30 protein-coding genes and 1 tRNA gene are annotated in these 26,022 nt (G+C 57.9%); 11 read left to right on the top strand and 20 right to left on the bottom strand.

Annotated features, from left to right (window positions below):
* The 6 genes from BOP96_RS17710 to BOP96_RS17685 all read right to left on the bottom strand — a co-directional run bounded on the left by BOP96_RS17710 (window position 1) and on the right by BOP96_RS17685 (window position 4,456).
* A complete protein-coding gene (locus BOP96_RS17710) occupies window positions 1-315 on the bottom strand; it encodes a helix-turn-helix domain-containing protein (RefSeq protein ID WP_019817027.1) in 315 nt (104 codons plus the stop codon).
* Complete coding sequence (locus BOP96_RS17705; RefSeq protein ID WP_197986766.1) at window positions 302-544, bottom strand: hypothetical protein; 243 nt, start codon at window positions 542-544, stop codon at window positions 302-304. Before BOP96_RS17705 ends, BOP96_RS17710 begins: the two co-directional genes overlap by 14 nt.
* Before the next feature lie 272 nt (window positions 545-816).
* Window positions 817-2,646, bottom strand: a complete 1,830-nt coding sequence (ggt, locus tag BOP96_RS17700; protein WP_073453479.1) for a gamma-glutamyltransferase — start codon at window positions 2,644-2,646, stop codon at window positions 817-819.
* 38 nt (window positions 2,647-2,684) lie between these two features.
* Window positions 2,685-3,464, bottom strand: coding sequence for a PhzF family phenazine biosynthesis protein (locus BOP96_RS17695; RefSeq protein ID WP_020301448.1), 780 nt, complete (start codon window positions 3,462-3,464; stop codon window positions 2,685-2,687).
* Between the two features lie 128 nt (window positions 3,465-3,592).
* A tRNA-Met gene (locus tag BOP96_RS17690) sits at window positions 3,593-3,669 on the bottom strand.
* Window positions 3,670-3,904: 235 nt separating this feature from the next.
* A complete protein-coding gene (locus tag BOP96_RS17685) occupies window positions 3,905-4,456 on the bottom strand; it encodes an RNA polymerase sigma factor (protein WP_014716807.1) in 552 nt (183 codons plus the stop codon).
* A gap of 264 nt (window positions 4,457-4,720) precedes the next feature.
* Here BOP96_RS17685 and BOP96_RS17680 point away from each other — a divergent pair, with 264 nt between their 5' ends.
* The 11 genes from BOP96_RS17680 to sctU are packed head-to-tail and all read left to right on the top strand — an operon-like array spanning window position 4,721 to window position 14,861.
* Complete coding sequence (locus tag BOP96_RS17680; protein WP_014716808.1) at window positions 4,721-5,785, top strand: TyeA family type III secretion system gatekeeper subunit; 1,065 nt, start codon at window positions 4,721-4,723, stop codon at window positions 5,783-5,785.
* The gene (gene sctV, locus BOP96_RS17675) at window positions 5,782-7,875 is read left to right on the top strand and encodes a type III secretion system export apparatus subunit SctV (protein WP_073453477.1); all 2,094 of its coding nucleotides are present in this window, start codon (window positions 5,782-5,784) and stop codon (window positions 7,873-7,875) included. Before BOP96_RS17680 ends, sctV begins: the two co-directional genes overlap by 4 nt.
* Window positions 7,876-7,912: 37 nt before the next feature.
* Complete coding sequence (locus tag BOP96_RS17670) at window positions 7,913-8,812, top strand: FHA domain-containing protein (RefSeq protein ID WP_014716810.1); 900 nt, start codon at window positions 7,913-7,915, stop codon at window positions 8,810-8,812.
* A complete protein-coding gene (locus tag BOP96_RS17665; RefSeq protein ID WP_014716811.1) occupies window positions 8,809-10,167 on the top strand; it encodes a FliI/YscN family ATPase in 1,359 nt (452 codons plus the stop codon). Before BOP96_RS17670 ends, BOP96_RS17665 begins: the two co-directional genes overlap by 4 nt.
* Window positions 10,154-10,582 (top strand): type III secretion system stalk subunit SctO, encoded by a 429-nt coding sequence (sctO, locus tag BOP96_RS17660; protein WP_014716812.1) that lies wholly within the window; start codon window positions 10,154-10,156, stop codon window positions 10,580-10,582. The genes BOP96_RS17665 and sctO overlap by 14 nt, the downstream gene beginning before the upstream one ends.
* Entirely contained in the window at window positions 10,579-11,037 is a 459-nt protein-coding gene (locus BOP96_RS30905; protein ID WP_014716813.1) for a type III secretion system HrpP C-terminal domain-containing protein, read from the top strand. The genes sctO and BOP96_RS30905 overlap by 4 nt, the downstream gene beginning before the upstream one ends.
* Window positions 11,034-12,047 (top strand): FliM/FliN family flagellar motor switch protein, encoded by a 1,014-nt coding sequence (locus BOP96_RS17650; protein ID WP_014716814.1) that lies wholly within the window; start codon window positions 11,034-11,036, stop codon window positions 12,045-12,047. The genes BOP96_RS30905 and BOP96_RS17650 overlap by 4 nt, the downstream gene beginning before the upstream one ends.
* A complete protein-coding gene (gene sctR, locus BOP96_RS17645; protein ID WP_014716815.1) occupies window positions 12,044-12,697 on the top strand; it encodes a type III secretion system export apparatus subunit SctR in 654 nt (217 codons plus the stop codon). Before BOP96_RS17650 ends, sctR begins: the two co-directional genes overlap by 4 nt.
* Before the next feature lie 7 nt (window positions 12,698-12,704).
* A complete protein-coding gene (sctS, locus tag BOP96_RS17640; protein WP_014716816.1) occupies window positions 12,705-12,968 on the top strand; it encodes a type III secretion system export apparatus subunit SctS in 264 nt (87 codons plus the stop codon).
* A gap of 10 nt (window positions 12,969-12,978) precedes the next feature.
* Window positions 12,979-13,767: a type III secretion system export apparatus subunit SctT gene (gene sctT, locus BOP96_RS17635; RefSeq protein WP_020301451.1), complete on the top strand. Its 789-nt coding sequence runs from the start codon at window positions 12,979-12,981 to the stop codon at window positions 13,765-13,767.
* Window positions 13,764-14,861, top strand: a complete 1,098-nt coding sequence (gene sctU, locus BOP96_RS17630) for a type III secretion system export apparatus subunit SctU (RefSeq protein WP_073453475.1) — start codon at window positions 13,764-13,766, stop codon at window positions 14,859-14,861. Before sctT ends, sctU begins: the two co-directional genes overlap by 4 nt.
* Here the strand turns inward: sctU and BOP96_RS17625 are convergent, their stop codons facing one another.
* From BOP96_RS17625 to BOP96_RS17555, 14 genes are all read right to left on the bottom strand, one after another.
* Window positions 14,862-15,227, bottom strand: a complete 366-nt coding sequence (locus BOP96_RS17625; RefSeq protein ID WP_102666821.1) for a transcriptional regulator — start codon at window positions 15,225-15,227, stop codon at window positions 14,862-14,864.
* On the bottom strand, window positions 15,224-15,427 hold the full coding sequence (gene hrpT / locus BOP96_RS30565) for an HrpT family type III secretion system protein (RefSeq protein WP_014716820.1): 204 nt from the start codon (window positions 15,425-15,427) through the stop codon (window positions 15,224-15,226). Before hrpT ends, BOP96_RS17625 begins: the two co-directional genes overlap by 4 nt.
* Window positions 15,424-17,565, bottom strand: a complete 2,142-nt coding sequence (gene sctC, locus BOP96_RS17615) for a type III secretion system outer membrane ring subunit SctC (protein WP_014716821.1) — start codon at window positions 17,563-17,565, stop codon at window positions 15,424-15,426. Before sctC ends, hrpT begins: the two co-directional genes overlap by 4 nt.
* 14 nt (window positions 17,566-17,579) lie before the next feature.
* Window positions 17,580-17,972: a hypothetical protein gene (locus BOP96_RS17610; protein WP_014716822.1), complete on the bottom strand. Its 393-nt coding sequence runs from the start codon at window positions 17,970-17,972 to the stop codon at window positions 17,580-17,582.
* A complete protein-coding gene (locus BOP96_RS17605) occupies window positions 17,973-18,188 on the bottom strand; it encodes a hypothetical protein (RefSeq protein WP_014716823.1) in 216 nt (71 codons plus the stop codon).
* Between the two features lie 90 nt (window positions 18,189-18,278).
* Window positions 18,279-18,872, bottom strand: coding sequence for a type III secretion system stator protein SctL (gene sctL / locus BOP96_RS17600; RefSeq protein WP_073453473.1), 594 nt, complete (start codon window positions 18,870-18,872; stop codon window positions 18,279-18,281).
* Window positions 18,850-19,431 (bottom strand): type III secretion protein, encoded by a 582-nt coding sequence (locus BOP96_RS17595; protein WP_224796991.1) that lies wholly within the window; start codon window positions 19,429-19,431, stop codon window positions 18,850-18,852. Before BOP96_RS17595 ends, sctL begins: the two co-directional genes overlap by 23 nt.
* A 13-nt stretch (window positions 19,432-19,444) precedes the next feature.
* A complete protein-coding gene (gene sctJ / locus BOP96_RS17590) occupies window positions 19,445-20,245 on the bottom strand; it encodes a type III secretion system inner membrane ring lipoprotein SctJ (RefSeq protein ID WP_014716826.1) in 801 nt (266 codons plus the stop codon).
* Between the two features lie 485 nt (window positions 20,246-20,730).
* Entirely contained in the window at window positions 20,731-20,955 is a 225-nt protein-coding gene (locus tag BOP96_RS17580; protein ID WP_014716828.1) for a hypothetical protein, read from the bottom strand.
* A gap of 243 nt (window positions 20,956-21,198) precedes the next feature.
* Window positions 21,199-22,122, bottom strand: a complete 924-nt coding sequence (locus tag BOP96_RS17575) for a sigma 54-interacting transcriptional regulator (protein WP_014716829.1) — start codon at window positions 22,120-22,122, stop codon at window positions 21,199-21,201.
* Between the two features lie 321 nt (window positions 22,123-22,443).
* A complete protein-coding gene (ychF, locus tag BOP96_RS17570) occupies window positions 22,444-23,544 on the bottom strand; it encodes a redox-regulated ATPase YchF (protein ID WP_014716830.1) in 1,101 nt (366 codons plus the stop codon).
* Between the two features lie 22 nt (window positions 23,545-23,566).
* The gene (gene pth / locus BOP96_RS17565; protein ID WP_073453471.1) at window positions 23,567-24,151 is read right to left on the bottom strand and encodes an aminoacyl-tRNA hydrolase; all 585 of its coding nucleotides are present in this window, start codon (window positions 24,149-24,151) and stop codon (window positions 23,567-23,569) included.
* Window positions 24,152-24,318: 167 nt separating this feature from the next.
* Entirely contained in the window at window positions 24,319-24,918 is a 600-nt protein-coding gene (locus BOP96_RS17560; RefSeq protein WP_003188351.1) for a 50S ribosomal protein L25/general stress protein Ctc, read from the bottom strand.
* A 137-nt stretch (window positions 24,919-25,055) separates the two neighbouring features.
* On the bottom strand, window positions 25,056-25,997 hold the full coding sequence (locus BOP96_RS17555) for a ribose-phosphate pyrophosphokinase (protein ID WP_003171603.1): 942 nt from the start codon (window positions 25,995-25,997) through the stop codon (window positions 25,056-25,058).
* Window positions 25,998-26,022: the final 25 nt, after the last annotated feature.

Below are 26,022 nucleotides of genomic sequence, written 5' to 3'. Positions count from 1 at the left end.
TCAGGCGTTACTGAGTACTTCGCGAAAAACGTCCGGCCTTATGGCCGCAATATGCAGTAGCGAACGTGCTGCTCCGGAAGGTGCGCGACGCCCTTGCTCCCATTCTTGAAGGGTTCTTACTGACACGCCCAGAAGCTCGGCAAATTTGGGTTGTGAGAGCCCTGTCTTGCTTCTTGCTTCGGCAGCCTGAGTGACCTCAACGTGCTGCACGGCCCCGTAACGTCCCGCTTTGACATCCTGAATGGCTGTGAGTAGTTCTTCGCCTATATTGCGTTTGGCGTCACGTTCCTTCAGTTCTTTATCAGTGAGTGGCATGGTTCATTTCCTTTGCGATTTTGTACAGGATATGTGCCGGAATATTCTCCGTGGCGCTCTTGCCATAAATCAGTAGCGCGACGACTGCTCCGCACTCCAGTTGTGTGGTGTAGATGACCCGCACTGATCCACTTTTACCCCGGCCCTCCATGCTCCAGCGTATCTTTCGGCAACCTCCCGAGCGCGGAATGACATTTCCAGCATCAGGATGGCTGGCGAGAAACGCCATGAAGATACCTTTTTCATCTTCAGTCCAATAGTCAGGCCATTGCCTGCTGAAGAGAGGGGATTCTATGAGAGTGAACACGCGAAATTCTACGTCTTTGACGTAGCCTCTGGCAAGAAAGGGCGGGCCAGAAAATCGCAGGTGAGATGGGGCTGCTCAAGAAGGTTTTTATCGCAAAAGATGACATGGCACTTTGAGTTCTGGCGCTCCGCGTAGGATTTAAGGCGTAAGGGTGCAGGTCTTTTTTTATAAGCCTGTACGGATAGATCAACACCTTAATCACCCAACGCCTCGCCTTCACGCCGAGGGTCCGCGCCACCACTGAGCGTCACCTTGCCCTGGGCATCCCGTGTGCGCACGATGGCCTGCACGCCGCTGGTCATCTCGATCTCGCTCAGGGCGTGGCCCTTGTCCTTGAGCGCCTGTTTAAGCGCCGGGCTGAACAGCCCAGCTTCCAACTCGGTAGCACCATTGCGACTGCCGAAGTTGGGCAGGCTGATGGCCGCCTGCGGGTCGAGCTTCCAGTCGAGCATGGCCACCAGGGATTTACTCACGTACTCGATGATCTGCGAGCCGCCGGGGGAGCCGACGGTAGCCAGCAGTTCGCCCGAGTTGCGGTCGAACACCAAGGTCGGCGCCATGGCCGAGCGTGGGCGTTTGCCCGGTTGCACGCGGTTGGCCACAGGCTGGCCGTTTTCTTCGCGGATGAAGGAGAAGTCGGTCATCTGGTTGTTGAGCAAAAAGCCCTGGACCATCACATGAGAGCCGAATGCCGCTTCAACCGTGGTGGTCATCGACACGGCGCCGCCCTGGTCGTCCACTGCCACCACCTGTGAGGTGGAGATGCGCAGCGGCGAGCGGTCTGGCGCATACGCTACCTGAATACCGGCGGGTTGGCCGGGCTTGGCGATGCCCATGCTGCGTTCGCCGATCAGCGTGGCGCGCTGCGCCAGGTAACTCGGTGCGACGAGGCCGGCGACGGGTACGGGGGTGAAGTCTGCATCGGCCACGTACAGCGCGCGGTCGGCAAAGGCCAGGCGCCCGGCTTCGGCGAGCAGGTGCACGGCCTCGGGTGTCGGCTCAAGCCCGGCCGGCGAGGCACTCTTGACCGGTGTCATAGGGGCGATGGCCAGGCGCGGGGTGCGGGTTTCCAGCGCCTGCAGTGTCCCGAGGATCTGCGCCACGGCAATCCCGCCCGAGGACGGCGGTGGCATGCCGCAGACCTTCCATTGTTTGTAGTCGGTGCACAGCGGTGCGCGTTGCTTGGCGGTGTAGCTCTTGAGATCAGCCTGGGACAGGCTGCCGGCATTGCGATGGCCCTGCACCTTGCGTGCGATCTCATCGGCAATCGATGCTTGGTACAACGCATCCGGCCCTTCCTTGGCGATGCGCTTGAACACCGCGGCCAGAGCCGGGTTTTTCAACAGCGTGCCGGTGGCTTTTGGCGAGCCATCGGCATTCAGGAAGTACGCCGCCATGTCGGGCGATTGCGCGATAAAGCGGTCAGCCGCGATCAAGCTGTGCAAGCGTGGGGAAATGGCGAAGCCTTGCTCCGACAGGCGAATCGCCGGTTCAAACAGCTTGGCCCATGGCAAGCGGCCGCTCTTTTGGTGCGCCATCTCCAGGGCGCGCAATACCCCTGGAGTGCCCACCGAGCGCCCGCCAATCTGCGCATCCGTGAACGCCATCGGCGTACCGTCGGCCTTCAGGAAAAGACGCTCCGTGGCCCCGGCCGGCGCAGTTTCGCGGCCGTCATAAGCCTGCACGTTGTGCCCATCCCACAGCATGATGAACGCACCGCCGCCGATGCCGGAAGACTGCGGTTCCACCAGGGTCAATACCGCTTGCATGGCAATCGCCGCATCAATGGCTGAACCGCCTTGACGCAGCATTTCACGCCCGGCTTCAGCGGCCAGCGGGTTGGCGGCGGCGGCCATATGGCGCTCGGCGTGGCGGGTGCTCAGGTCGGTGCGGTAGCCCGAGCCCAGCTCTGGCGCCGGAGGCTGTTCGTTGACGGGCGTGTGGCAGGCGGCGAGGGCCAGGGTTGCGGCGATGACTGTCAGACTGCGGCGGGAAATCAAAAACACGCGCTGAACTCCGTTCATGTTGAGAAGGTGCTGTGGTCCTTGGGCTACTGCGTTGTTTACAGGTAAATCGTGCCTTGCATGTACAGCACGGCCTTGCCGGAAATAATCACCCGGTCACCCTGCAGTTCACAGCGCAGCTGGCCCTTACGCTGGCCGCCTTGCTCGGCGCTCAATTGCGATTTGCCCAGGCGCTCGGCCCAGAAAGGTGCCAGCGACGTGTGCGCCGAGCCGGTAACCGGGTCTTCATTAACGCCCACATTCGGGCCGAACCAGCGCGAGACAAAATCAAACCGAGTGCTTTTAGCGGTCACCGCAACCCCGCGTTTAGGCAGGCCTTTGAGCCGCGCAAAGTCCGGTGTGAGAGCCGCCACCTGTGCTTCATCTTCCACCAGCACGATGTAGTCGTCGGTGCCAAACACCTCGGCGTTTTCAAGCCCCAGGGCGCTCAACATGCCGTGGGGCGGCTCGCAGCGTTCGGGTTTTTTGGCCGGAAAATCCATCGCCAGCTCATCGCCGTTGCGCGTTACCCGCAACTCGCCGCTACGGGTGGCAAAGCGCAGAACCTGCGGGGCGTCCGCCAACTTGTGGATCAATACCCACGCGGCTGCCAACGTGGCATGGCCGCACAGGTCCACCTCAACTTCCGGCGTGAGCCAACGCAACTCATAGAACTCGCCACGGGGTACAAAGAACGCGGTTTCCGAAAGATTATTCTCGGCTGCAATCTGCTGCAGTTGCTCGTCGGCCAGCCACTCAGTGAGTGGGCACACCGCTGCCGGGTTGCCGCCGAAGGGATGGTGGCTGAAAGCGTCGACTTGGTAGATGTCCAGTTGCATCGGGGCACTCCGTGTTTAGGGGAGGCAGGACACTAACAGTGGGGTTGGGGGGCGTCAAAATACAGTTGGGGAGTTTTTTTGCGCGCATAAAAAAACGGCCTACCTTTCGGTAAGCCGTTTTTAGTACTTGGTGGCTACACAGGGACTTGAACCCCGGACCCCAGCATTATGAATGCTATGCTCTAACCAACTGAGCTATGTAGCCAAGTGGCGCGCATTATTCGCTTGGAACGGCAATGCGTCAAGCGTTTTTGTTGAAAATTTTTCTACGCTTTCAACTGTTTAAGCCAAAGCGCTGATTTTGGCGACGGGCGGTGGCGAATGCACCGTGCATGAGGGGAGCGCAAGCGCTAAGCGTCTTCGAGGGTCTACTCACGGGCCCAGTCCGACAGTGTTGGGCAGATATCCCTGTCGCCCAACGCTTGACTGGCTAGTTCAACTTACTGATGCAGTGGGGTGTGGGTGACGCGCTTGAGCTGTTCGCGTGCCCGTGACAGGCGCGAGCGCACGGTGCCGATAGGAATGTCCAGTACGTCGGCGGTGTCCTGGTAACTGCCGTCGGTTTCCAGGGAGGCATACAGTGTTCTGCGCATCTCTGTGGGCAAGTGATCAATTGCGCTCAGGGTATTTTCCAGGCGTCGGTTGACCTCGAATTCCCAATCCAGGCTGTGGTTTTCTTCATGGCCATGCCACAGCGACTCGTCGAATTCGCAATGAGAGGGCTTGGCATACAGGCGCCGGAAGTGATTGCGGATCAGGTTCTGCGCGATACCGCACATCCAGGTGCTGAGCGTCGCGGTACCACTGAAGCGCTCGCGATTGCGCCAGGCCTCCAAGTAAGTCAGTTGCAATAGATCATCCGCGTCTTCCGGGTTGAGGACCCGTTTGTGAATGAAGCGCCGCAGTTTTTTCTGTTGATCGTCTGTCAGATGGAGCATGAATTGAGGCGAATTGCCACCAAGGTGAACTAAGGCTTCAATAGGGATATTCATGATTTTTTCCTTAAGGTAGACGCAGTCGAAAACGTATCGACAGGAACCCGATTGCACTGCGTGTGCCAAAGAGAAAAAATCGTTTAATAGCTTGATATACATAGATAAATATTTTGAATGGAGGTGTTTTTACGCAGACTTTTGCACGGGGGAACAGGTGCCTGTGCAAGTCTTTTCAAACCCGGCTCAGCCTCAAATTTCTATGGAACCGTATGGGTGGGCCTCGCCACACAGGGAAAACACTCTTCCTGAACTGGCCTGTCCATGAAAGTCGAATCTCGCAACGATGTGCAAACGGTCCAAAGCTCGGATCAACCTGTTATCAACACTGGCTCCGTGCCTGCACCTGCGAAGGGTGTCGACGAACTGGCCCATCTGTTCAATCAGGAAGTGGAGCTCAATAAGCTCCCGCTGGCCCATCGGCAAATGGGCGTGCGCGTGCCTGCGGCTGAAAAGCTGGTGGAGCTTTATGACCAGTTGGGTCACCCGGCCCAGGCGAGCATGGCTTCGGTTTCGCGCCGAATCAGGATGCAGTTGCTGCAAAGCGCCAGTCTCGAAAAATTGCTCGACCTCGCCGGAGGCGACCCGGCGCGTGCTTTCGTGGTGCTCAAGCATGTGGTGAGCGAGGCGGACGCTGAAGTCCGTAAATCCGAAGCGGCCCTGGCACACGCAGCCATCGCCAAGCTGGAGGCGCGTTTCAAGGGCGAAATCCAGGCCGGCCTGAACATCGCCTTAACACTGCAAGCCGCCAGCGTGGACCCCGAGGAGCGCCAGGCCCTACGTGCGCTCTACTACGCCAGCGTGGTCACGCGCCAATCCCTGGCAACAATGATGCAAGCCCTGCTGGGTGTATACGGCGGTGATGGGTTTCAAGAAGGGCTTAACGTGATGCGTAAAGCCCTGGCAGACGATATTGCCGCCTTGGTGTCCTCGGTGCCTACACCATTGCTGCGCTCCTTGCTGGTGGGGCTGCGAAGCTGCGGGCAGTTGAGCGCAGTGCTGGCCAGTTGCGTGACGTGCAAGCAGCGCCTGGAGATGGAGGATGAGGCCGTTACGCTGCTGCAGCGCCTGCTCGGATATGCCAGCAGCGGCATAGGCGCCGATGAAATTCTGCGGTTGGGGAATGAGATGGGGAGTGGTTCGCCTACCAGGCAATTGACAGCTCTCAACGCGCTTTACCCTCTGATCCGGCAGTTACCTTTGGCCTTGTGGCCTGACACCAGAGTCCGTGAGGAAACCTTGTTCAAGTTTGTAGCGGTGATGGACGAACTGAACCGGATCGATGGCGGAACCCAGCGTTCTCCTGAGCTGGCCGAGGCTATGACGTGACTCTGCTGTCGACCATCAATGGCTTACTGCTCAAAGTGGCACAGCGAGCTGAAGTGCTGGGCGCTGTGGTGGTCATGGCCATTATCTTTATCTTTATCGTTCCACTGCCGACCTGGCTGGTAGATATTCTGATTGCTCTCAATATCTGCATATCTTGCCTGTTGATCGTACTGGCGCTTTATCTACCGGGCCCTTTGGCGTTCTCGTCGTTCCCGTCGATCCTGTTGTTGACCACTATGTTTCGATTGGCGCTGTCGATCGCGACCACGCGCCTGATCTTGTTGGAACAGGACGCCGGTGACATCGTTGAGGCGTTCGGTAATTTTGTGGTGGGGGGAAACCTGGCGGTGGGGATGGTGATCTTCCTGATCCTGACCCTGGTCAACTTCCTGGTGATCACCAAGGGTTCGGAGCGGGTTGCCGAGGTCGCGGCGCGATTTAGCCTGGATGCAATGCCGGGTAAGCAGATGTCTATCGACAGCGATTTGCGTGCCGGGTTGATTGACGGTGTGCAGGCGCGCGACAAACGCGATCAGCTGTCGCGTGAAAGCCAGCTGTTTGGGGCCATGGATGGCGCCATGAAGTTCGTCAAAGGCGACGCCATCGCCGGTTTGATCATCGTGGTGGTCAACCTCTTGGGCGGCTTCTCCACGGGCATGTTCCAGCACGGGTTGAGCGCTGCCGATTCCATTTCGTTGTATTCGGTGCTGACGATTGGCGATGGCCTGATAGCACAGATTCCAGCGCTGCTGATCTCTCTGACTGCGGGCATGATCATCACCCGCGTGGCGCCGGATGGACGCAAAGGCGTCAGTAACATGGGCGTCGAAATTGCTCGGCAAATGACCAGCGAGCCCAAGAGCTGGGTGATTGCCTCGGTGGGAATGCTTGCGTTTGCCCTAGTGCCGGGCATGCCTACCCTGGTGTTTATTCTTATCGCGCTGATCACCGGCTGTGTGGGTTACTACCTGGTACGCCAGCGTCAACGACAGGCAGAGCCCGCCAACGAAGCCGCCGAGGTCGTTCGACCTGAAGAGAACGGTAAAGAGGACTTGCGCGGATTTGATCCGTCGCGCCCCTACCTGTTGCAGTTTTCCCCCGTGCTGCGCGGAACGCCTGAGGTGACGGACCTGATTCATGGGATTCGCCAGGCGCGAAACTCGCTGGTCGCCAATATCGGCCTGACATTGCCGCCGTTCGAAGTTGAACTCGATGATTCCCTGGCCGCCGATGAAATGCGCTTTTGCGTGCATGAGGTGCCCATGGTCAGGGCGTCAGTGGTCAACCATGTGGCTGTTGAGCGCAAGGCGCTGACGGTTGAGCCTGAGCACGCCATACCGGGGCTGGCTGAGCGGGATGAACAGGATTGGCTCTGGTTGCCTCCTGATGACCCGCTGCTGGAGGACCCAGAGCTGGAGCGCTTCACGGCTACGCACCTGATCCTGGAGCGCATGAGGCAGGCAATGATGCTTAGCGGGCCGCAGTTCCTGGGGATTCAGGAGAGCAAGTCGATCTTGAGTTGGCTTGAGCATAACCAGCCGGAACTGGTGCAGGAACTGCAGCGCATCATGCCGCTCTCGCGTTTTTCGGCGGTGTTGCAACGCCTGGCCAGTGAAGGCGTACCGCTGCGAGCAGTGCGGCTGATTGTCGAGTCGCTGATCGAGTACGGGCAGCATGAGCGTGAGCCGGAAGCCCTGGCCGACTATGCGCGCATTGCCCTCAAGGCACAGATCTACCACCTGTACAGCGAGGCCGATGGCCTGCATGCCTGGCTGTTATCTCCGCAGAGCGAAAACATCCTGCGCGAGGCGCTGCGCCAGACCCAGACCGGCGTGTTTTTCGCGCTGGACGAGAACCACAGCGCGGCCTTTATCAGTTTGCTCAACCAAGCCTTTGTTCTAAGGGCCAAGAGCAAAAGTGTGATGTTGGTGGCGCAAGACTTGCGCAGCCCATTGCGGACCTTGCTGCTGGAAGAGTTCAACCATGTACCGGTGCTGTCTTTCGCTGAGTTGGGAAGCACATCCAAGGTCAAGGTCCTGGGGCGCATAGACCTGGGCCAGGAAGCCTTGATGCGGGGGGCGGCGGCATGAGCCTGCGGCCATGGTTAATACGAAGGAGGGCTCGATAATGTATGAGCTAAGGGTGCTTGATGGCCAGCGCCAGGGCGCTGCGTTGCCGTTGTTTGGCGAACAATGGAGCATTGGCGCCCAGGCAGATGCTGACTTGGTGCTGAACGATCCAGGGGTTGCCGAGCAGCATGCGTTGCTGCGCTTTTTTGAGGCTAACTGGTCGGTGCAGGCCCAGGCGGAACTGTTGTACGGGGCTGCTGGGCAAGCCATGGCGCAGATCCCGAATCTGGCATTGAACGTGCCCTTTCTGGTGGGCAGCGTAAGGTTGTGCGTCACCCTGGCGGATCAACCGTGGCCCGAGCCTGTGGCGCCGGCGGCCGCAGCGGTGCCATCGCCGGATGAACCCGCGCAGGCACTGATGTTGTCCACCATTGCGCCCTCGCAGCAAAAGCGCTTGATCAGCCTGGTGCTGGTGATGGCGATCATCATCGCCGTAGTGGGCATGGTCTCGACAGGGGAGCATGAGGCCCAGGCTTCGCTGATGCCTGCGGTGGCTGGCAAACAGGAACTGGCCTCACCGATTGATGTGCGCCAACAGTTGGTGAAGATGCTTGGCGAGCGTGAGTTGAGCCCGCGCATCGGCTTGCAGGTGATCAACGGCCAAGTCGTGCTGAGCGGGGATGTTTCCCAGGAGGATGTGGAGTTGGTGTCGCGGATGCTCAGCCGTTTTGGTGAGCAATTCGACAGTGCGGTGCCGGTGATCAGTCGTGTCCGTGTGCGCGATGAGGCCTTGCCGTTCAGGATTGTGCAGATAGTGGGCGGACCGAACGGCCACGTGGTTCTGGAAGAGGGGAGCCGGCTTTTTCTGGGGGATCAGGTAGATGGCCTGCGCCTGGTGTTGATCGACAACAGCAAGGTGGTTTTCGACGGCGCGCAGCGTTATGAGGTGCTTTGGTGAGTACGCAATTGCAAGCGCGTCTCGACGCCTGGCAACAGCGCCAGGCCCAGGCGCTGAGCAGCTTTGCGCCAGTGGCGATGCGTGGTCGCATCCAGCGCGTCAATGGCATGTTGCTGCAATGCCGATTGCCTCAGGCGCGCATCGGCGATTTGTGCCAAGTGGAAAAAGGGCCGGGCGATTTCATGCTCGCCGAAATCATCGGCTTTGATCAGCAGGATGCAGTACTCAGTGCCCTGGGTAATCTGGAAGGCGTACGAGTGGGCGCTGGCGTTGAGCGCCTGGGCGTTTCGCATCGTGTGCAGGTCAGCGAGGCGCTGTTGGGCCAAGTACTGGATGGTTTCGGGCGACCGATTACGGGGCAGGGCGCCAGTGCGTTTGTCGAAGCTGAACTGCCCGATACCAGTGCGGTGCTGTGTGAAGCGCCGTTACCCACCGAGCGCCCGCGGATCAACCGTGCCCTGGCCACTGGGGTGCGTTCCATTGATGGCTTGATGACGCTGGGTGAAGGCCAGCGCGTCGGTCTGTTCGCCGGGGCCGGTTGCGGCAAGACGACTCTGTTGGCCGAGATCGCCCGTAACGTCGAATGCGACGTCATCGTGTTCGGCCTGATCGGCGAGCGAGGCCGCGAGTTGCGTGAGTTTCTCGACCATGAGCTGGATGAGCAACTGCGCTCCAAAGCGGTACTGGTGTGTGCTACGTCTGATCGCTCCAGCATGGAGCGCGCTCGCGCTGCATTCACCGCCACGGCGTTGGCTGAAGGTTTCCGGCGCAAGGGTCAACGGGTGTTGTTGCTGATTGATTCCCTGACTCGTTTCGCCAGGGCCCAGCGCGAAATTGGCCTGGCTGCCGGTGAGCCCCTGGGGCGCGGTGGTCTGCCGCCTTCGGTGTACAGCTTGCTGCCGCGTCTGGTGGAACGCGCCGGGTTGACCCGTGACGGTGTGATCACAGCGATCTACACGGTGCTGATCGAGCAGGACTCCATGAACGACCCAGTGGCCGACGAAGTGCGTTCGTTGCTTGACGGCCATATCGTGCTGTCGCGCAAATTGGCCGAGCGTGGGCACTATCCGGCGGTGGATGTGCTGGCGAGCCTTTCACGAATATTGAGCAACGTCGCAGAACCTGCGGATATCCAGGCGGGCACGGCGTTGCGGCGTTTGCTATCGGCGTACCAGCAGATTGAGTTGATGCTCAAGCTGGGCGAGTACCAGCCTGGCAGCGATGCCCTGACGGACCTGGCGGTGAACAGTCGCCAAGCGGTGGATGGTTTCCTGCGCCAGGATTTGCGTGAGCCGACACCGATGGCTGTCACGCTGGAGCAACTCAAGGAGCTGACCGCCCATGTCCCATTCTGACGTACTGCTCGGTGAGGTGGAGACGCTGCGGCGCCTGCGCAGGCACCGGGCCGATCGGGCCGAGCGTGCCCTGCGTGAGGCCAAGCGTGCGCAGCAGGCCCTGCTTGCGCACATCCAGCAGGCCCAGGAAGCACTTGAACAGACTCGGCAGGAGGAAGCCCGGCAAAGTGCGCAGTTGCTCAGTCAGCATCAGGGCCAGACCCTGACCTTGAAGGGGCTGAAATCCTGGCGCGCGCAGGAACACTCCTTATCCGCCAGCACCCAGCGAGAAGAGGGGCAGCTTGAGGCGTTGCGCAGCCAACGGCCAGTAAAAGAAAGCCACGTTGGCAAAGCCCAGAGGCAAGCCACCGAATGCTTGCGACAGGTTGAAAAGTTACAGGAGTTATCACTTTTACTGGCACGGGAGCCGGCATGACTAAGGTTGCTAATAAACCCCCTCAAAGACCGCCCCTGCGTGAGCCTCGGGAAGAACGTGAGCCGGGAACAGCGGGCGTGGTGCCCTGGGAGCAAGGGCGACTGTTTGCGCGGCTGTTTGCTGATGAGCGTGAGGGCACAGGGACGGGAGCCTCCTTATCGGGAAAAAAATCAGCATCCGGTATCGCCATGATCGAGGCGCTCGCCGAACAGCTGGCGCCGCGTGTATTGGCCGGTTCGCAATGGCCGTTGCAGGCAGTGTTGTACTTGCCACGTCTGGGACGGATCAATGCCAGCGTGCGCCGAGAACAGAGCGCCTGGACCATTGAGCTGGAAGCAGAACAGGGCGCCACGGCACGCTGGCTCAGTGGCGTACGACAGCAGTGTGAGGAACGTTTTGCGCAAGCGCTGGGGCGGCCAGTCAGCGTACTTGTGCCAAGCGTCGGCAACCTATGATCGTACCGCTACTGACATTCCCGTCGATCAAGAGCGACTTGGTTGCCGCACGCAACCGACTGGGGCGCGGCCTGTACCTGCCGTTCCATGTCGCGGGTCAGGCCGGTGAGCTGCGGCTTGAGCCTGGACGTGCGCCAGTTGGCAGTGAAGCGGTGTGCTTTGACACGCAGTGCGGCGTGCTGGCGCTCGCTAAGGCAGGGCCGTTGCTCAGCCTGATGGGCGAGTGTCCGGTGACCCTCGCTGGGGCCGACAACGAACCAGACTCCTGGTTCTGGGCGTTGTTCCAGTATTACCTGAGCCCCGAAGTGCGGTCGTTGTTGGGTTATGTGAGATTGCTGCACACCGAGCGACCAAGGGGGTTTGGCTGCCGCCTCACCGTGACCCTGGGGGCATCCTGGGCTGAGGGTTATGCCTGGTTGAGCCCCGAAAGCTTTTTGGCCTTGCACGAGGCGAGTTCCTGGCGGGCCACGGCTGCGCCACTGCCGTTGTCGTTTCAATTGGCAATTGCCGTGACCCTTGGGCGGTTGCGGTTACCGATTGTACAGGCCAGTAGCCTGCGGACCGGCGATGTGCTGGTGCTTGAACAGACCTTTTTCCAGGCCCTGGGCAGCGGCTATGTGCAGGTTGGCAGAGAGCGCCTGCACGGGGGCATTGACGATGACAACGGGCGCTTACGTTTCATTCTTACTTCTATCGAGGACATGTCCGTGGACGAAGATTTAGCTGTACCTCATTACTCGGGGCATGAAAACGATGAACCTGTCATGGACGTATTCGGCCCCGAGCCGTTCGATGAGTTGAGCATGACGCTGAACGTACGCTGCGGAACACTGAACCTTACCCTGGGGGAGCTGCGTAACCTCGTGCCCGGCTCGGTATTGGGCATTGCCGGTTTCGCCCCGGGCACGGCGGGACTGTATTACGGTGATCGACCCATCGGCCAGGGACAGTTGGTGGAAGTTGACGGGCGTCTGGGGTTGCAGTTGTCCCGAGTGGTGTTCGGTCGATGATTCTTCAGGGGCTGGACCCGGTAGTTCTGGCGGTATTTCTGGGGGCGTTGTCGTTGATGCCCATGCTGTTGGTTGTCTGCACAGCCTTCTTGAAAATCGTGATTGTGCTGATGATTACCCGCAATGCCATCGGCGTACAACAGGTGCCTCCAAGCATGGCCATCAACGGAATCGCCCTGGCTGCCACCTTGTTCATCATGGCACCGGTGGGGTATGAGATCGCCGAGAACCTCAAGGCTTCGCCTCTGGACATGACCAACGTGCAAACGTTTCTGAGTACCGGCAATGAGGCCATCAACCCCTTGCGTGCCTTCATGCTGCGTAATGTGGACCCGGATGTGCTGACCCATCTATTGGAAAATACCGCACGTCTGTGGCCAGCGAAAATGGCGCAGGAGGTGCAGCGTGAGGATCTTATCCTGCTGATTCCGGCCTTTGTGCTTTCGCAATTGCAGGCGGGGTTCGAGATCGGGTTCCTGATCTACATCCCCTTCATCGTGATCGACCTTATTGTTTCCAACCTGCTGCTGGCGCTGGGTATGCAGATGGTCTCGCCGATGACCATTTCCCTGCCGCTCAAGCTGCTGCTGTTCGTGCTGGTGTCTGGCTGGTCGCGGTTGCTCGACAGCCTGTTCCTTTCTTATCTCTGAGTGGCGTATGGAACCTATCGTGCTGTTCAAGCAGGGCATGTTGCTGGTGGTTGTACTGTCGGCGCCGCCGCTGATCGTGGCGGTGGTGGTGGGGGTACTGACCTCCCTGGTACAAGCACTGATGCAGATCCAGGACCAGACATTACCCTTTGGTATCAAGCTGGTGGCGGTGGGTGTCACATTGATCCTGACGGGCCGCTGGATTGGCGTTGAGTTGATCCAGCTGATCAACCTGACGTTTGAAATGATCGGCCGTTCGGCCCTGAACTGAGGCGTTGCCTGTGCTGCTTTATCTTGACTACCTGCCCAGCCTGGTGATTGGCATGGCGCGTATTTACCCCTGTGGCATTTTGGTGGCGGCGTTTTGTTTTCAGCACGTGCGAGGCCTGCCTCGGCACACCATCGTGATGGTCCTGGCGCTGCTGCCCGCGCCGGGTATTCACGCAGCTTTGGCAGGGCAGGACCCTTCAGCAATCATGCTCGGTGCGCTGATGATCAAGGAAGTGGTCCTGGGGTTGCTGCTCGGGGTGTTGCTGGCGATGCCGTTCTGGATGTTCGAGTCGGTCGGGGCACTGCTGGACAACCAGCGTGGAGCCTTGGCAGGTGGCCAACTTAACCCGTCACTGGGGCCGGACGCGACACCGATCGGGCACATGTTCAAGCAACTGGCGATTTACCTGTTGATGGCCGTTCTGGGGTTGGGCACGCTGACCCAGGTGATCTGGGACAGTTATCTGATCTGGCCACCCACCGTGTGGTTTCCGTTTCCAGCGGCTGATGGCATGAGCGTATTTGTCGGGATGCTGAGTGACACGTTCATGCACATGATGCTTTACGCTGCGCCCTTTATTGCCGTGTTGTTGCTGTTGGAGTTTGGCATCGCGTTGCTGGGCGTCTACAGCCAGCAATTGCAAGTGAGTACCTTGGCGCCACCGGTTAAATGCCTGGCGGGAATCGGTATTTTGTTGCTGTACTTTGCATTGTTGCAGGATCTTATTGTCGGGCGTATGAGCCAGCTGGGTGACCTTAAGCACTATCTGGGGCTTTTGTTCTCGGTCTCGGCACCGTGAGTGATTCGGGGGAAAAAAAGCACCCGGCGTCCGCCAAGAAACTGCGTGACCAACGCAAGAAAGGTCAGGTCGCGCAAAGCCAGGATGTGAGCAAGCTGTTGGCACTGACGGCTATCAGTGAAGTCGCCTTGTTCACTGCCGAGACCAGTTTGCAGCGCTTTCAGCAACTGTTGGTGTTCCCGATGTCGCGCTTGAGCCAGCCGTTTGTGCGAGTGCTGGAAGAAGTACTGGTGGAGGGCCTGGTCATGTTTTTCTCGTTCTCTCTGCTGATGGCCGGGCTTGCAATTGCTGCGAAGCTGATTGGCAGCTGGATGCAGTTCGGCTTGTTGTTCGCCCCGCAAACGCTCAAGCTGGATTTCAATCGCCTCAACCCTATCAGCCAGATCAAGCAGATGTTTTCTGCCCAGTCTTTGATGAATCTGTTGATGAGCATAGCCAAGGCGTTCCTCCTGGGCCTGATTGTGTACGTGGTGGTTTGGCCCTCTTTGGGGGCGTTGATCAATCTTGCCAACAGCGATCTGCAGAGTTACCTACTGGCGCTGATCGCGTTGTTCCGTCACTTGCTACATGCCTGCCTGGGGCTGTTGCTGGTGTTGGCGTTGATCGATCTGACGTTGCAGAAGCACTTCTTCGCCAAGCGTATGCGCATGACACAGGTTGAGGTCGTCAAAGAATACAAAGACATGGAAGGCGACCCTCATGTGAAGGGGCAGCGCCGTCAGTTGGCGCAGCAATTGGCCCAGGAGGAACCGAAGGTCAAACTGCCCAAGCTGGAAGAGGCAGACATGCTGGTAGTCAACCCGACGCACTTTGCGGTCGCCCTGTATTACCGTCCTGGCAAGACGCCTCTGCCCCTGCTGATCAGTAAAGGCACGGACGACGAGGCGCGAAAACTGATCGCGCGCGCAAAGGCCGCCGAGGTGCCCGTGATTCAGTGTGTGTGGTTGGCGCGTACGATCTACACCAAAAAGTTGGGAGCCAGCATTCCTCGCGAAACCCTGCAGGCCGTGGCGTTGATCTATCGCACCTTGCGCGAGCTGGACGATGACGCCAAACGCGAGACGCTGGAGCTCCCGGAGCTTGACCAGCGCTGATCAGCGAATGGATCGTGGGTCCAGGACACTGAGACCTGCCAGCGAGAGCATCCGGCTCAGCGTCCTGTCCAGATTGCCGGGCGGTGTTGGCAGCGCGTGCCAGATCACCATGGCGCCCTGGGCATCGAGGTAGACAAAGCACCCCTCGAAGACCAGGGCCTGCTCAAAGCGGCGCTGTAATATCCGTTGCAATTGCCCGGCTTGCAACGCTTCGCGAGCGACATGCAGAGCCAGCCCCGGGCGATTGCCCGCCTGCAACGTGCACACTTTGATACCGGGCGCGAGGGACTGGTGAGCGGCAGCGCCGCTCACCAGGTCGTTCAGCACTACCTGGGGTTGGTTGCCGGGCATTTGCGTCGTGCTCATCGCTCCAGCGATACCGTCTGGTAGTCCGCGCGCTCCCCGGACGGTCCAGGCTGGACGCGCATGTGCGATGGCCACCAGATCACCATCTTCTGCGCGGTCGACTGCGGGCGTGAGCAGGAGTCGCCTTTGCATGTTGGGGTACAAGCGCTGACGAGCAGCGCCGCACCGATCAGGGTGACGCACAACAATTGATGCTTCATGGTCGGGCCTTTTTGACAGGAGTAATCAAGGTAGGGCGCGGTACGCTGAGGTGTTCATCCTTCTTCACCGGGCGCATGGCGATAAAGACTTCGGCTTCTTCTCCCGGCTTCAACCAGGCGCGTGGCCACACGGTGACGGCCAAAGTCTGCGAGTTGCTGCATTCTTTTTCATCGATGCGCACATTGCGGTTGAACTGGTTGCGCATCACCACGACGGCGACGTTGTACTCGGGGCCTGCGTACCATTGGCTGCGCTCGGTGTTCAGCGCCAGCAAGTCGCGGGGGCTGCACAGCGTGTTCAATCCCAGGGGCATGGGCGCCAACTTGAAGGCCTTGGGCACTTCTCCCGTCACCAGATGCGCCAACGTGCTGATGATGTCGCTACGCTTGATCTCGGGCTGGTGAGGGGCGTTGCGCCTGGCCAGTGGTGCAAGGGCCGTCTGCAACTCGGCCTGGTCTGCCTGAGGCAAGTAGCGGGACGGATCGGCCTGGTCGCCGATGACGCGTGGGGTGATGATGAACAGGCGTTCACGCCGATTGTTCTGCCGTTCGCTTGAAGAGAACAACGCCTTGCCCAGCAGTGGGATATCGCCCAGCAGCGGCACCTTGTTGTGCTTGTCGGTGCTTTCCGTGACATGGAATCCGCCCACCACCATTGAGCGTTTTTCCGCCATGACCGCCTGGGTACTGACGTTACCGCGGCGCACATCCAAGTTATTGAGGTCACGATTGGGGTTGGACTCATCGAACGTACCGTCCTCGATATCCACCACCAAGTGAATCTGATGGCTGCCTCGGCTGGTGATGACGCGGGGCACGACCTGCACGCTGGTACCCACGGTGACCGGCAGGATGGTTGCGTTCTGACGACCGGGTGTCAGGTACTGAGTGCGGTTGAAGTCGATCACCGCCGGTTGGTTTTCCAGGGTGAGCACGGAGGGGTTGGACACCATGGTCGCCAGCCCCTTGGCTTCCAGGGCGCGTATGTCAGCATAGAAACGGTCGCGATTCTCGATCGACAACTGCTGCGATGTGCCGGGCGCCATATTTGCACCACCACGGAAACGGCTGTTCTGAAACCCCCAGTTCACGCCGAATTCACGCAATTGGGTGCGCTCGATATCCAGAATGATCGTATCGATTTCCACCAACTTGCGCGCCACATCGAGTTGAGCGATCAACTCGCGGTACATGGCCTGGCGCTCTGGCAGGTCATAAATGAGCACCGCGTTATTGCGCATATCGGCTTCGACGCGAATGCGACTGGTGGGTGCCGGCGCCCGCGGGGTGAGTGTGGCGCCAATATCCATTGGCATGGGAGTGCTGTTTGTAGCGAGCATCTGCCCCAGCAACGGGTTGCTCAAGCGGGGAACGTTGGGTACGAGAGGGGCGGGCTGTGAGGCGGGGCGCTGGGCTAACGCAGGGGGTGTCGCGTTGGAGCGTGGCTCCAGTAAGCCCCGCACAATGCTGGAAACACCGGCAATGGTGATCTTCTGGCCGCGATAATCCACGTGGCGATCCGCTGCATTGGCAAACTTCAGCGGGAAACTCAGCACGCTCTGTTTTTCGTCCACCGAGCGGCGTTGGCTGCTGAACTGTTTGACTTGCTCGATATAGCGCCGAGGCCCTGAGACCAACACGATGCCATCGTCGGGCAACTCACCCCAACCGAAGCGGCTGTCGAGCAGGCCGATATCAGTGAGGGCTTGCTTGAGGTCGGCAATGGTCTCGGAGGAGACCTCCAGGCGCGCTGACTCTTGCTGGTCCAGAGTACTGACGTAGAGCGTGTTGTTGTACAGGTACCATTGGAAGCGATGCTCTACCCCCAGGCGGTCGAGCAATGACTGCGGGGTGTTAGCGCGTATCTTGCCATTGACGATGCCTTCCAGCAGGCCCTCGATCTGCAGCTGTGTACCGAAGGTCTGGGCGAAATCTTCGAGTACCTCGCGCACCGGCTTATGCTCGGCTTCATAAGCGTAGGCGGTGTTTTTCCATTCCGAAGGGATGGCGGCCAGCGCGCTTTGTGCTGAAACCAGCAACCAGGAAAACAAAAACACATTCCGCCAGTGGGTTCTTTTGGCTGTAACGGCAGGCGAGCCAAGGTACGAGCGATTGCCCTTATGGGTCTTGTTAGACATAGACAGTTCTCTGATTAGTACGAACGTGAACTTAGCGGGGTGGGTTTGAGGTTTTGAACTGGGCGAGCAAGTCGTGCATTGATTGCGCGCCATGTGTCGCGTTGGTTGAGCAGGGCTTCAAGGCAGCCAAGCAGGCCGGCTTCTCCACGGTCGGCGCGCAGGCTGTTAATCACCCATAGCGCTCCCGTGTCGGCTTTTTGAGCCAATGCACCTTGAAAATGATTCAAGCTGGCCGCGCCCAGGCGCAGCCAGCCTTGCAAGGCTGAGTTATCGGGTAGAGAAGAGGTCAGTTGAGCCCCCAATAAAACGGTGTCTCCCTGACGTTGCAGGGTGACTTCGTCGTCGCCCTCAAATAGAGCGATTTTTTCCTTTCCGCTGCTCAACCAGTCACTCACGAGCGCCTTCATCTACTGGAAGCTTTCAATAGTTGTTTTAAGCATTTGGTTGACGGTTTTACCGTGCTCGTTATAAAGCGCAAAGGTGACCTCTCTACGCGTTACCAAGTTGTGAAAGAGTTCGCTGTCTTCGGCGGCCAGGCTTTCTTCGAAGCCGGCTTTGAACTCCTTGTATGTCGATGTTTTATTTCGGGCAATCGAATGAGTCAGTTCTTTGAAAAAATCCATGATTTTTCCTCGGTTTTCTATTGTCGATGGATGAATTTAAACAGTCAGCTCTGAGTGATTAACATAAAGAAAGTCTCTATGTTCGTAGGATTAAATCTCGATCAAGTACTCTTTATCCTGCTTGAAAAAAGTGTCGAGCATGGCGTTCCAGCTGATACGGAAGTCGCCCTCATCTGTTTTCAGTACGAGTGTCTGAAGATGAACTGTGTCGTCGGCGCTTAACTTCCAGGCGTTGCTCTTGTGGCGTGCAAGGCTCTGCCTTATTTCCTCAAGATCAAGGGGATGACAGAGCAGCGTCGCGCTGACTTCCTGAACTTGGCTCTCCAGCAAGTGCTTTAACAGTGCTGCGAGCCTTTGCGGGGCAGTCGTCTCGCCGAGCAAGCAGCGAATGGCCTGGTTGGTTATGGAGGTCGCATAGTGTTCAAGGTTGTCGCGCATCGTTTGACGGTCGCGTTCCCATTGCTTGAGTTGTGCATCTGCGCGTTGCCAGATTTCCAATGAGGCTTGTTCAAGCATGGCCTCGCATTTTTTCTCGGCCATAATTATCAATTCGTCGGCCTGGGCCTTGGCGTGGCTCAAGAGGTGGTTGGCGTGTTCCCAATGGGCAAGCTCTTCGCGCTTGATAAGGCTTCCTCGTGCGCCGGATGCGTCATTGCGTAACTCAATAGTATGTCGGCATAACATTACTGTTTTCCTCACCTGTGCGAGACAGGGGCGTGTTGCCGCTCGCCATGGTCGTGACGCGCCAGACGACGGCCTGCCAGAGAGTGTTCAATCGGCCGCTTGCATGTTCGAGTGGGGCGTTTGCTATTTCAGCCTCGCTCACACGTGTACGGGGAAAGCGCAATCGAAGACGCTGCCAGATAGCCGGTTCAACCCAGCTATGAAGCAGTCGCAGTGGATCGGAATGTGGGGGCAGCATGGAGGGGTGCAGCGCCATGGAGAGGCGCATGCACCACTGGTGATGACTTTCACTCAATGGTGATGGCGCTTCGGGATTGAATATGTGCGTGACCAATGCCAGCCCCAGGTTCAGTTGATCCGTCGTGGCCAGGGCCAACCGAAGCACGGTAGCGTGAGGCGCAGCAGGCAAGCAGGCTTTAAAACCCGTCAGGTTGTCGGGCACTGACCGGCCGTTGTAAAAAAGCCTTTCAATCGCACGATACTCCTCACCTCGCCAGTCTTCGTGGGCCTGCTTCCAGGGAAAAGCCCACCACTGAGCCCAGGCCAGTTGTTCACGCATGAGAGGGTCGGGTCTAGGTGCCATGCGTTGACCCCGCTGAGTCGCCTTTAATGGCCGGCTCCTGGGAGTGACGCTTGCGCCGCGCTTGGAGGAAGATCATGGCGGCCACGGCCGAAACCAGAGCGAGCAGCACAATCATTATGCTGGTTCGCCAGAAGCCGAGATCGTCGCCAGGCACCAGGAAGGGGCCGAAATACACCAGGCGTTGCTGTTCCTGATAAGTGGAGGCAGGTACAAACACCACAGTGAGTTTTTGCGGGTTATCCACCGCTGTGGTCATCCCGGGAATACTGCTTGCCACCATTCTGCGGACCCGCGCACGGATGTTGTCGGGATCCAGGCGTGGATCATGCTTGATAAACACGGAGGCAGATGCAGGTTGGACCGGCTCTCCTGGCGCAATGCGCTCGGGCAACACCACATGCACGCGTGCGACAATAACGCCATCGATCTTGGACAAGGTGGTTTCAAGCTCTTGGGATAAGGCATAGATGTAGCGGGCACGCTCTTCCAGGGGGGTGGAAATGACCCCTTCCTTGCGAAATGTATCCCCCATGGTGGTCCGGGCAAGTCGAGGAAGGCCTGCCGCTTCCAAGGTACGTACGGCGCGCCCGATGTCGTTTGTATTGACCGTTACGACGACGCCATCTTTGGCCGGGGTCTTTTGCGCACGAATATGTTTATCAGCCAATTCGGCGACGACCTCATTGGCTTCTTGCTCGGACAATTGGCGATGAAGTTCCACTCGGTCACCGCATCCGCTCAGTATAAAAGCCATGATCAAAACTAAAACGACACGCAGAGAGTTATTCATGCTCAGGACTGCATGTTACTGATCTTGTCGATGCACTGTGTTGTCTTGGCCAGACATTTCACCATGAGTTGTGATGTGAGTTGTGCGCTATATAACTCTCGTGGGTAAGTACTGATGGCCTCAACATCTATACCTTTTTTGGTTGAGCGGATTATTTTTGCGAAGCCATCTCTTGAGTGACTGAGGTGCTTTGAGGCCTCTGTCAAAAGGAGCGAGACTTCAGGCTTGGCAGAAGTCGCGTTGGTGGGGCGTTCAAGCATCGATGTGAAAAAACTGGCATCCATACCGTCTGGCGACTGTTCCTGGGCTGCACGGGTATGTTCCGTACTGCTGCCTTTCTGTGAGAAAGGGTCGTTTGCTATTCGCATGGCGGTTTACTCGATCAAAGTGGGCGCAGCTTTACAGGCGTACACACTGGCCTGTCGGGAGGGGGGATGATTACCTTTCGGACTAGAGAGCCTGAAAGGTAATCGATCACCCGATAATTATTGACCGGACCCCGACCGGATCAACCCTTGAATGTTTTTCACTTCAGCGCTTCTCCAGCCGTTTTTTATGGCATCAGCCTTCATCTTTTCGAAGATGCCTTCGGCGCCATCTTCGCCACCTCCAGCAAATCCGTCTCCTGTGCCTCCGTTAAATTTAGTGAATGGGTTAGACGTGTTTGCCAACGCTTGTGAATAGATCGAACCTGAGGTAATAGTTGACATATAAGGGTCCTTTGTGAATTAAGAATTGTATTCGCTGCCCGTAACATCATCATAGATATGACGCTGTTGACATATTTTGCAGCTATAATTGTGTGGCCTATAAAACGGATGCGTTCCAAAAGTTTTGAGCGGAGGTGTAACGAAATATGATCCTCAATATTTGAGAAACTATCGGCTCTTCATGTGCTGGCTCGTATCATTGAGGTTTTGACTATAAGATTTTTGAACCGGGCGTCATCAAGCTTATGCCAATGATATGTTCAATTGTTTCATTCTGTAATACAGCGTGCGCTTCGCAACCCCCAGCTCAATGGCTACGGTATCCACACAGTGTTGGTGACGGTACATCGACTCTTCAATCAACGCTTTTTCAATTTGTTGAAGGCGTGCCTTCAGGTCCGTCTGAGGGGGCGGCTGACGGCAGGCGGGGGCTGAGAGCGGCGGGAGGCCCAGGACGAACCGTTTCGCCGCCGAGCGTAGCTCGCGAACATTACCCAGCCAGGGGTGGCAGAGCAGTTCATGCAACAGGCCGTCAGAAGGCGATGGAGGTGTGCAATTGAACTGGTCTGCTTCTTCCTGAATCATCTGCAGAAACAACGGGATGATGCGCTCGCGCCGATCGCGCAGGGCGGGCAGTTCGATGTTCACGACATTCAGCCGAAAGTAGAGATCACGCCTGAAGGCGCCCTGGTCGACCATGATTTGCAGGGATTGCTGGGCCGATGCAATGACGCGCATGTCCACGGAAATGAACCGAGTCGAACCCAGGCGCTCCACCCCGCGGCACTCCAGCACACGCAGTAGCTTGGCTTGCAGGCTCAAGGGCATGCTGTCGATCTCATCAAGGTACAGAGTACCCAAGTGGGCGGCTTCGACAAATCCAGCCCTTGATTGCACTGCCCCGGTGTAGGCGCCGCTGTTGACACCGAACAGCTGGCTTTCCGCCAGGCTTTCAGGGATGGCCGCACAGTTCACGGCGACAAAATTACCTCGTCGACCCGATAAGCGATGAATCCGTTGTGCAAGCGTATCTTTGCCGGTACCCGTTTCTCCCAACAGCAGGATGTCAACGTTAAGCGCGGCGGTGTTGTTAAGTGTGGTTTCAATTTCCTGACCATCGATGAGTGAAACGTCTGTTGTATTATCCTTCTGGACGTAGGCCGACATCGATGTGTACTCCCTGTTCGCTAGTACTTCACTGTAGAAGGGCGGTGTGCAAGCGCCAACTCAGTAGAACGCAGAATATAAAAGTTTTCACCCGGCGAAGAGGTAGTTATGTGCCGGAATAATGTAGGAAAATGACTGTAAGTTTAAGTTTTTAATGTGCTCGGCTTTAGTTTGGTTAAAGCGTCGAAAAAGGTAAGTAGGAAGATTCTGAGATAGTTGAGTATTTGGATATGTGTTTTTATTTGTAAGCTTAAATACCGGCCACAAAAAAGCCGATGCAATGCATCGGCTTTTTGTTCGCAGTCAATACTGCGGTGGTGCTTACACGTTAAAGCGGAAGTGCATCACATCGCCATCTTTAACAATGTAGTCCTTGCCTTCCAGGCGCCATTTACCGGCTTCCTTGGCACCGGCTTCACCCTTGAACTGGATGAAGTCGTTGTAGGCGATCACTTCGGCGCGGATGAAGCCTTTCTCAAAGTCGGTGTGGATCACGCCAGCAGCCTGTGGCGCGGTAGCACCGACCTTGACGGTCCAGGCGCGGACTTCTTCGACACCGGCGGTGAAGTAGGTCTGCAGGTTGAGCATTTCGTAGCCTGCGCGGATCACGCGGTTCAAGCCAGGCTCTTCCAGGCCCAGGGCCTCGAGGAACATGTCCTTTTCTTCGCCGTCATCGAGCTCGGCGATTTCCGCTTCGATCTTGTTGCACACCGGAACAACGATGGCGCCTTCTTCGTCGGCAATAGCCTTGACCACGTCGAGCAGCGGGTTGTTCTCGAAGCCGTCTTCGGCAACGTTGGCGATGTACATCACAGGCTTGGTGGTCAGCAGGTGGAAGCCCTTGATCACGGCCTTCTCATCGGCCCCCATGTTCTTCATCAGGCTGCGCGCAGGCTTGCCTTCGGTGAAGTGCGCGATCAGCTGCTCCAGCAGGCCCTTCTGGACCACTGCATCCTTGTCGCCGCCCTTGGCGTTACGCGCGACTTTCTGCAGTTGCTTTTCGCAGCTGTCGAGGTCGGCGAAGATCAGTTCCAGGTCGATGATCTCGATGTCGCGCTTGGGGTCGACGCTGTTGGAGACGTGAATCACGTTCTCGTCTTCAAAGCAGCGGACCACATGGGCGATAGCATCGGTTTCGCGGATGTTGGCCAGGAACTTGTTGCCCAGGCCTTCACCTTTCGAGGCGCCGGCGACGAGGCCCGCGATGTCGACGAACTCCATAGTGGTCGGCAGGATGCGCTTGGGATTGACGATGGCCGCCAGTGCGTCAAGACGCGGGTCCGGCATCGGCACGATGCCGCTGTTGGGTTCGATGGTGCAGAAGGGGAAGTTCTCCGCCGCAATACCGGACTTGGTCAGGGCGTTGAACAGGGTGGACTTGCCGACGTTGGGCAGGCCGACGATGCCGCAATTGAATCCCATGGTGTTTCCCCTCGGATAAGAGTCAGGCCTTCTGGCTGTGCAGGTTTTTCATCGCACGGTTCCATTCACCGGCGAAGATATCCGGCAGCACGCCGAGGGCAAAATCGATGCTGGCATCGAGTTTTTCCTGTTCGGCGCGTGGCGCACGACCCAGGACGAAATTTGAAACCATACTGGCAACGCCTGGGTGGCCAATGCCGAGCCGCAGACGGTAAAAATTATTCTGATTGCCCAACTGCGCGATGATGTCACGCAGGCCATTGTGCCCACCATGCCCGCCGCCGAGCTTGAGCTTGGCTACGCCGGGTGGCAAGTCCAGTTCGTCATGGGCCACCAGGATTTCTTCGGGTTTGATCCGGAAGAAGCCCGCAAGCGCCGCGACAGCCTGGCCGCTGCGGTTCATATAGGTGGTGGGAATCAGTAGACGAACATCCTGACCCTGGTGCGAGAAGCGCCCGGTCAGGCCAAAATATTTGCGATCGGCCACCAGGTTGGCGCCTTGGGCGTGGGCGATGCGCTCAACAAAAAGGGCCCCCGCGTTATGCCGGGTCTGTTCGTATTCGGCGCCTGGATTTCCCAGGCCAACGATCAGTTTAATGGCAGTCACGACAGGAGCCCTTCCTTTGGAGTTGTGGATAACATCGCCGTACCCAGGTGCGGCGAAAGTGGACGACACTACATCATTTACTCAAGAGTAAACGCCGCGTTATCGCCCGCTTTCTCGCTACGTTTCGGTCCGCGATGTTTCCTCAAGCTCCGGCAATACAGAGTGAATTACTCTGCAGCGCCTTCTTCAGCTTCTTCTGGAGCAACGCGTGGAGCGTGAACGTTGGCAACAGCTTTGTCATCACCGTGAGCCAGTGCGACAAACTCAACGCCTTTAGGGGCCTTGAGGTCGGACAGGTGAACGATGGCGCCGATTTCCAGAGCCGACAGGTCGACTTCGATGAACTCAGGCAGGTCTTTCGGCAGGCAGGTCACTTCGATTTCGTTCAGGACGTGAGAGATCTCGCCGCCTTTCTTGACCGGAGCTTCTTCACCCACAAAGTGCACAGGCACGATGGCGGTCAGTTTCTGGCCAGCTACAACGCGAACGAAGTCAGCGTGCATGATGAACTGCTTGGAAGGGTGACGCTGCATCGCTTTAACGATGACGTTCTGCTTGGCGCCGTCGACGTTCAGCTCGATAACGTGGCTGTAGGCAGCTTCGTTTTCGAACAGCTTGGCGATTTCCTTGGCCAGGATGGTCACGGATTCAGCAGGCTTGTTACCACCGTAGACAACGGCTGGGATGTTGGCGGCGTGACGCAGGCGGCGGCTCGCACCTTTCCCCAGGTCAGTACGCGCTTGGGCGTTCAGAGTAAATTCGTTCATGTTGTATCTCCAAAATAGCCATCATCGAGGGGCGTTTGCGACCAGCGCCGAACTCGATATGGGCAAAAAAGCCCCGCCCCAGCGGAATGCTGGGGCGGGGCGCTTTTCGTCAGTGAGGTGATCCGTTGGTTTGACCCTTAACGGAACATCGCGCTGATCGATTCTTCATTGCTGATGCGGCGAACCGCTTCGGCAACGACCGGTGCAATATCCAGTTGGCGGATACGTGCACAGGCTTGAGCTGCGGCGGACAACGGGATGGTGTTAGTCACCACCAGTTCGTCCAGCACGGAGTTCTCGATGTTTTCGATCGCTCGGCCCGACAGCACAGGGTGTGTGCAGTAGGCGAAGACTTTTGCTGCACCGTGCTCTTTCAAGGCTTTCGCCGCGTGGCACAGCGTGCCGGCGGTGTCGACCATGTCATCAACCAGAATACAGGTGCGCCCTTCGACATCACCGATGATATGCATCACTTCAGAGTGATTGGCTTTCTCACGGCGTTTGTCGATGATCCCGAGGTCCACGCCCAGGGATTTGGCAACAGCCCGTGCACGCACGACGCCACCAATGTCCGGGGACACGATCATTAGGTTTTCAAAGCGCTGGTCTTCGATGTCATCCACCAGGACGGGGGAGCCGTAGATGTTATCTACCGGAATATCGAAGAACCCCTGGATTTGGTCAGCGTGCAGGTCAACCGTGAGCACACGGTCGATACCTACCACGGTCAGCATGTCAGCAACGACTTTCGCGCTGATAGCTACACGTGCGGAGCGCGGACGGCGATCCTGACGGGCATAACCAAAGTAAGGGATTACAGCTGTGATTCGAGTCGCTGAGGAGCGGCGGAAGGCATCAGCCATCACGACGAGTTCCATCAGGTTATCGTTGGTCGGAGCGCAGGTCGGCTGAATAATGAAGACGTCTTTACCGCGGACATTTTCATTGATCTCGGCTGTAATTTCGCCGTCGGAGAATTTACCGACAGAGATGTCACCGAGAGGGATATGCAGCTGACGTACGACACGTCGAGCCAGATCGGGGTTGGCATTCCCCGTAAAGACCATCATCTTGGACACGCGCAGTACCTAGAGGCTGAGGGTA

This window comes from Pseudomonas sp. FSL W5-0203, from assembly GCF_001896155.1.
Classification (GTDB): Bacteria; Pseudomonadota; Gammaproteobacteria; order Pseudomonadales; family Pseudomonadaceae; genus Aquipseudomonas; species Aquipseudomonas paracarnis.
Note: the sequence above shows the minus strand (reverse complement) of the source record. Positions and strands in the feature narration are given on the sequence as shown.

Bases quoted from the DNA above. Each gene is read 5' to 3' on its own strand.
- BOP96_RS17710 (WP_019817027.1), bottom strand. From the start codon at position 315: ATGCCACTCACTGATAAAGAACTGAAGGAACGTGACGCCAAACGCAAT.
- BOP96_RS17705 (WP_197986766.1), bottom strand. From the start codon at position 544: ATGGCGTTTCTCGCCAGCCATCCTGATGCTGGAAATGTCATTCCGCGC.
- ggt (WP_073453479.1), bottom strand. From the start codon at position 2,646: ATGAACGGAGTTCAGCGCGTGTTTTTGATTTCCCGCCGCAGTCTGACA.
- BOP96_RS17695 (WP_020301448.1), bottom strand. From the start codon at position 3,464: ATGCAACTGGACATCTACCAAGTCGACGCTTTCAGCCACCATCCCTTC.
- BOP96_RS17685 (WP_014716807.1), bottom strand. From the start codon at position 4,456: ATGAATATCCCTATTGAAGCCTTAGTTCACCTTGGTGGCAATTCGCCT.
- BOP96_RS17680 (WP_014716808.1), top strand. From the start codon at position 4,721: ATGAAAGTCGAATCTCGCAACGATGTGCAAACGGTCCAAAGCTCGGAT.
- BOP96_RS17670 (WP_014716810.1), top strand. From the start codon at position 7,913: ATGTATGAGCTAAGGGTGCTTGATGGCCAGCGCCAGGGCGCTGCGTTG.
- sctO (WP_014716812.1), top strand. From the start codon at position 10,154: ATGTCCCATTCTGACGTACTGCTCGGTGAGGTGGAGACGCTGCGGCGC.
- BOP96_RS30905 (WP_014716813.1), top strand. From the start codon at position 10,579: ATGACTAAGGTTGCTAATAAACCCCCTCAAAGACCGCCCCTGCGTGAG.
- BOP96_RS17650 (WP_014716814.1), top strand. From the start codon at position 11,034: ATGATCGTACCGCTACTGACATTCCCGTCGATCAAGAGCGACTTGGTT.
- sctR (WP_014716815.1), top strand. From the start codon at position 12,044: ATGATTCTTCAGGGGCTGGACCCGGTAGTTCTGGCGGTATTTCTGGGG.
- sctS (WP_014716816.1), top strand. From the start codon at position 12,705: ATGGAACCTATCGTGCTGTTCAAGCAGGGCATGTTGCTGGTGGTTGTA.
- BOP96_RS17625 (WP_102666821.1), bottom strand. From the start codon at position 15,227: ATGAGCACGACGCAAATGCCCGGCAACCAACCCCAGGTAGTGCTGAAC.
- hrpT (WP_014716820.1), bottom strand. From the start codon at position 15,427: ATGAAGCATCAATTGTTGTGCGTCACCCTGATCGGTGCGGCGCTGCTC.
- sctC (WP_014716821.1), bottom strand. From the start codon at position 17,565: ATGTCTAACAAGACCCATAAGGGCAATCGCTCGTACCTTGGCTCGCCT.
- BOP96_RS17610 (WP_014716822.1), bottom strand. From the start codon at position 17,972: ATGAAGGCGCTCGTGAGTGACTGGTTGAGCAGCGGAAAGGAAAAAATC.
- BOP96_RS17605 (WP_014716823.1), bottom strand. From the start codon at position 18,188: ATGGATTTTTTCAAAGAACTGACTCATTCGATTGCCCGAAATAAAACA.
- sctL (WP_073453473.1), bottom strand. From the start codon at position 18,872: ATGTTATGCCGACATACTATTGAGTTACGCAATGACGCATCCGGCGCA.
- BOP96_RS17595 (WP_224796991.1), bottom strand. From the start codon at position 19,431: ATGCGTGAACAACTGGCCTGGGCTCAGTGGTGGGCTTTTCCCTGGAAG.
- sctJ (WP_014716826.1), bottom strand. From the start codon at position 20,245: ATGAATAACTCTCTGCGTGTCGTTTTAGTTTTGATCATGGCTTTTATA.
- BOP96_RS17580 (WP_014716828.1), bottom strand. From the start codon at position 20,955: ATGTCAACTATTACCTCAGGTTCGATCTATTCACAAGCGTTGGCAAAC.
- BOP96_RS17575 (WP_014716829.1), bottom strand. From the start codon at position 22,122: ATGTCGGCCTACGTCCAGAAGGATAATACAACAGACGTTTCACTCATC.
- ychF (WP_014716830.1), bottom strand. From the start codon at position 23,544: ATGGGATTCAATTGCGGCATCGTCGGCCTGCCCAACGTCGGCAAGTCC.
- BOP96_RS17560 (WP_003188351.1), bottom strand. From the start codon at position 24,918: ATGAACGAATTTACTCTGAACGCCCAAGCGCGTACTGACCTGGGGAAA.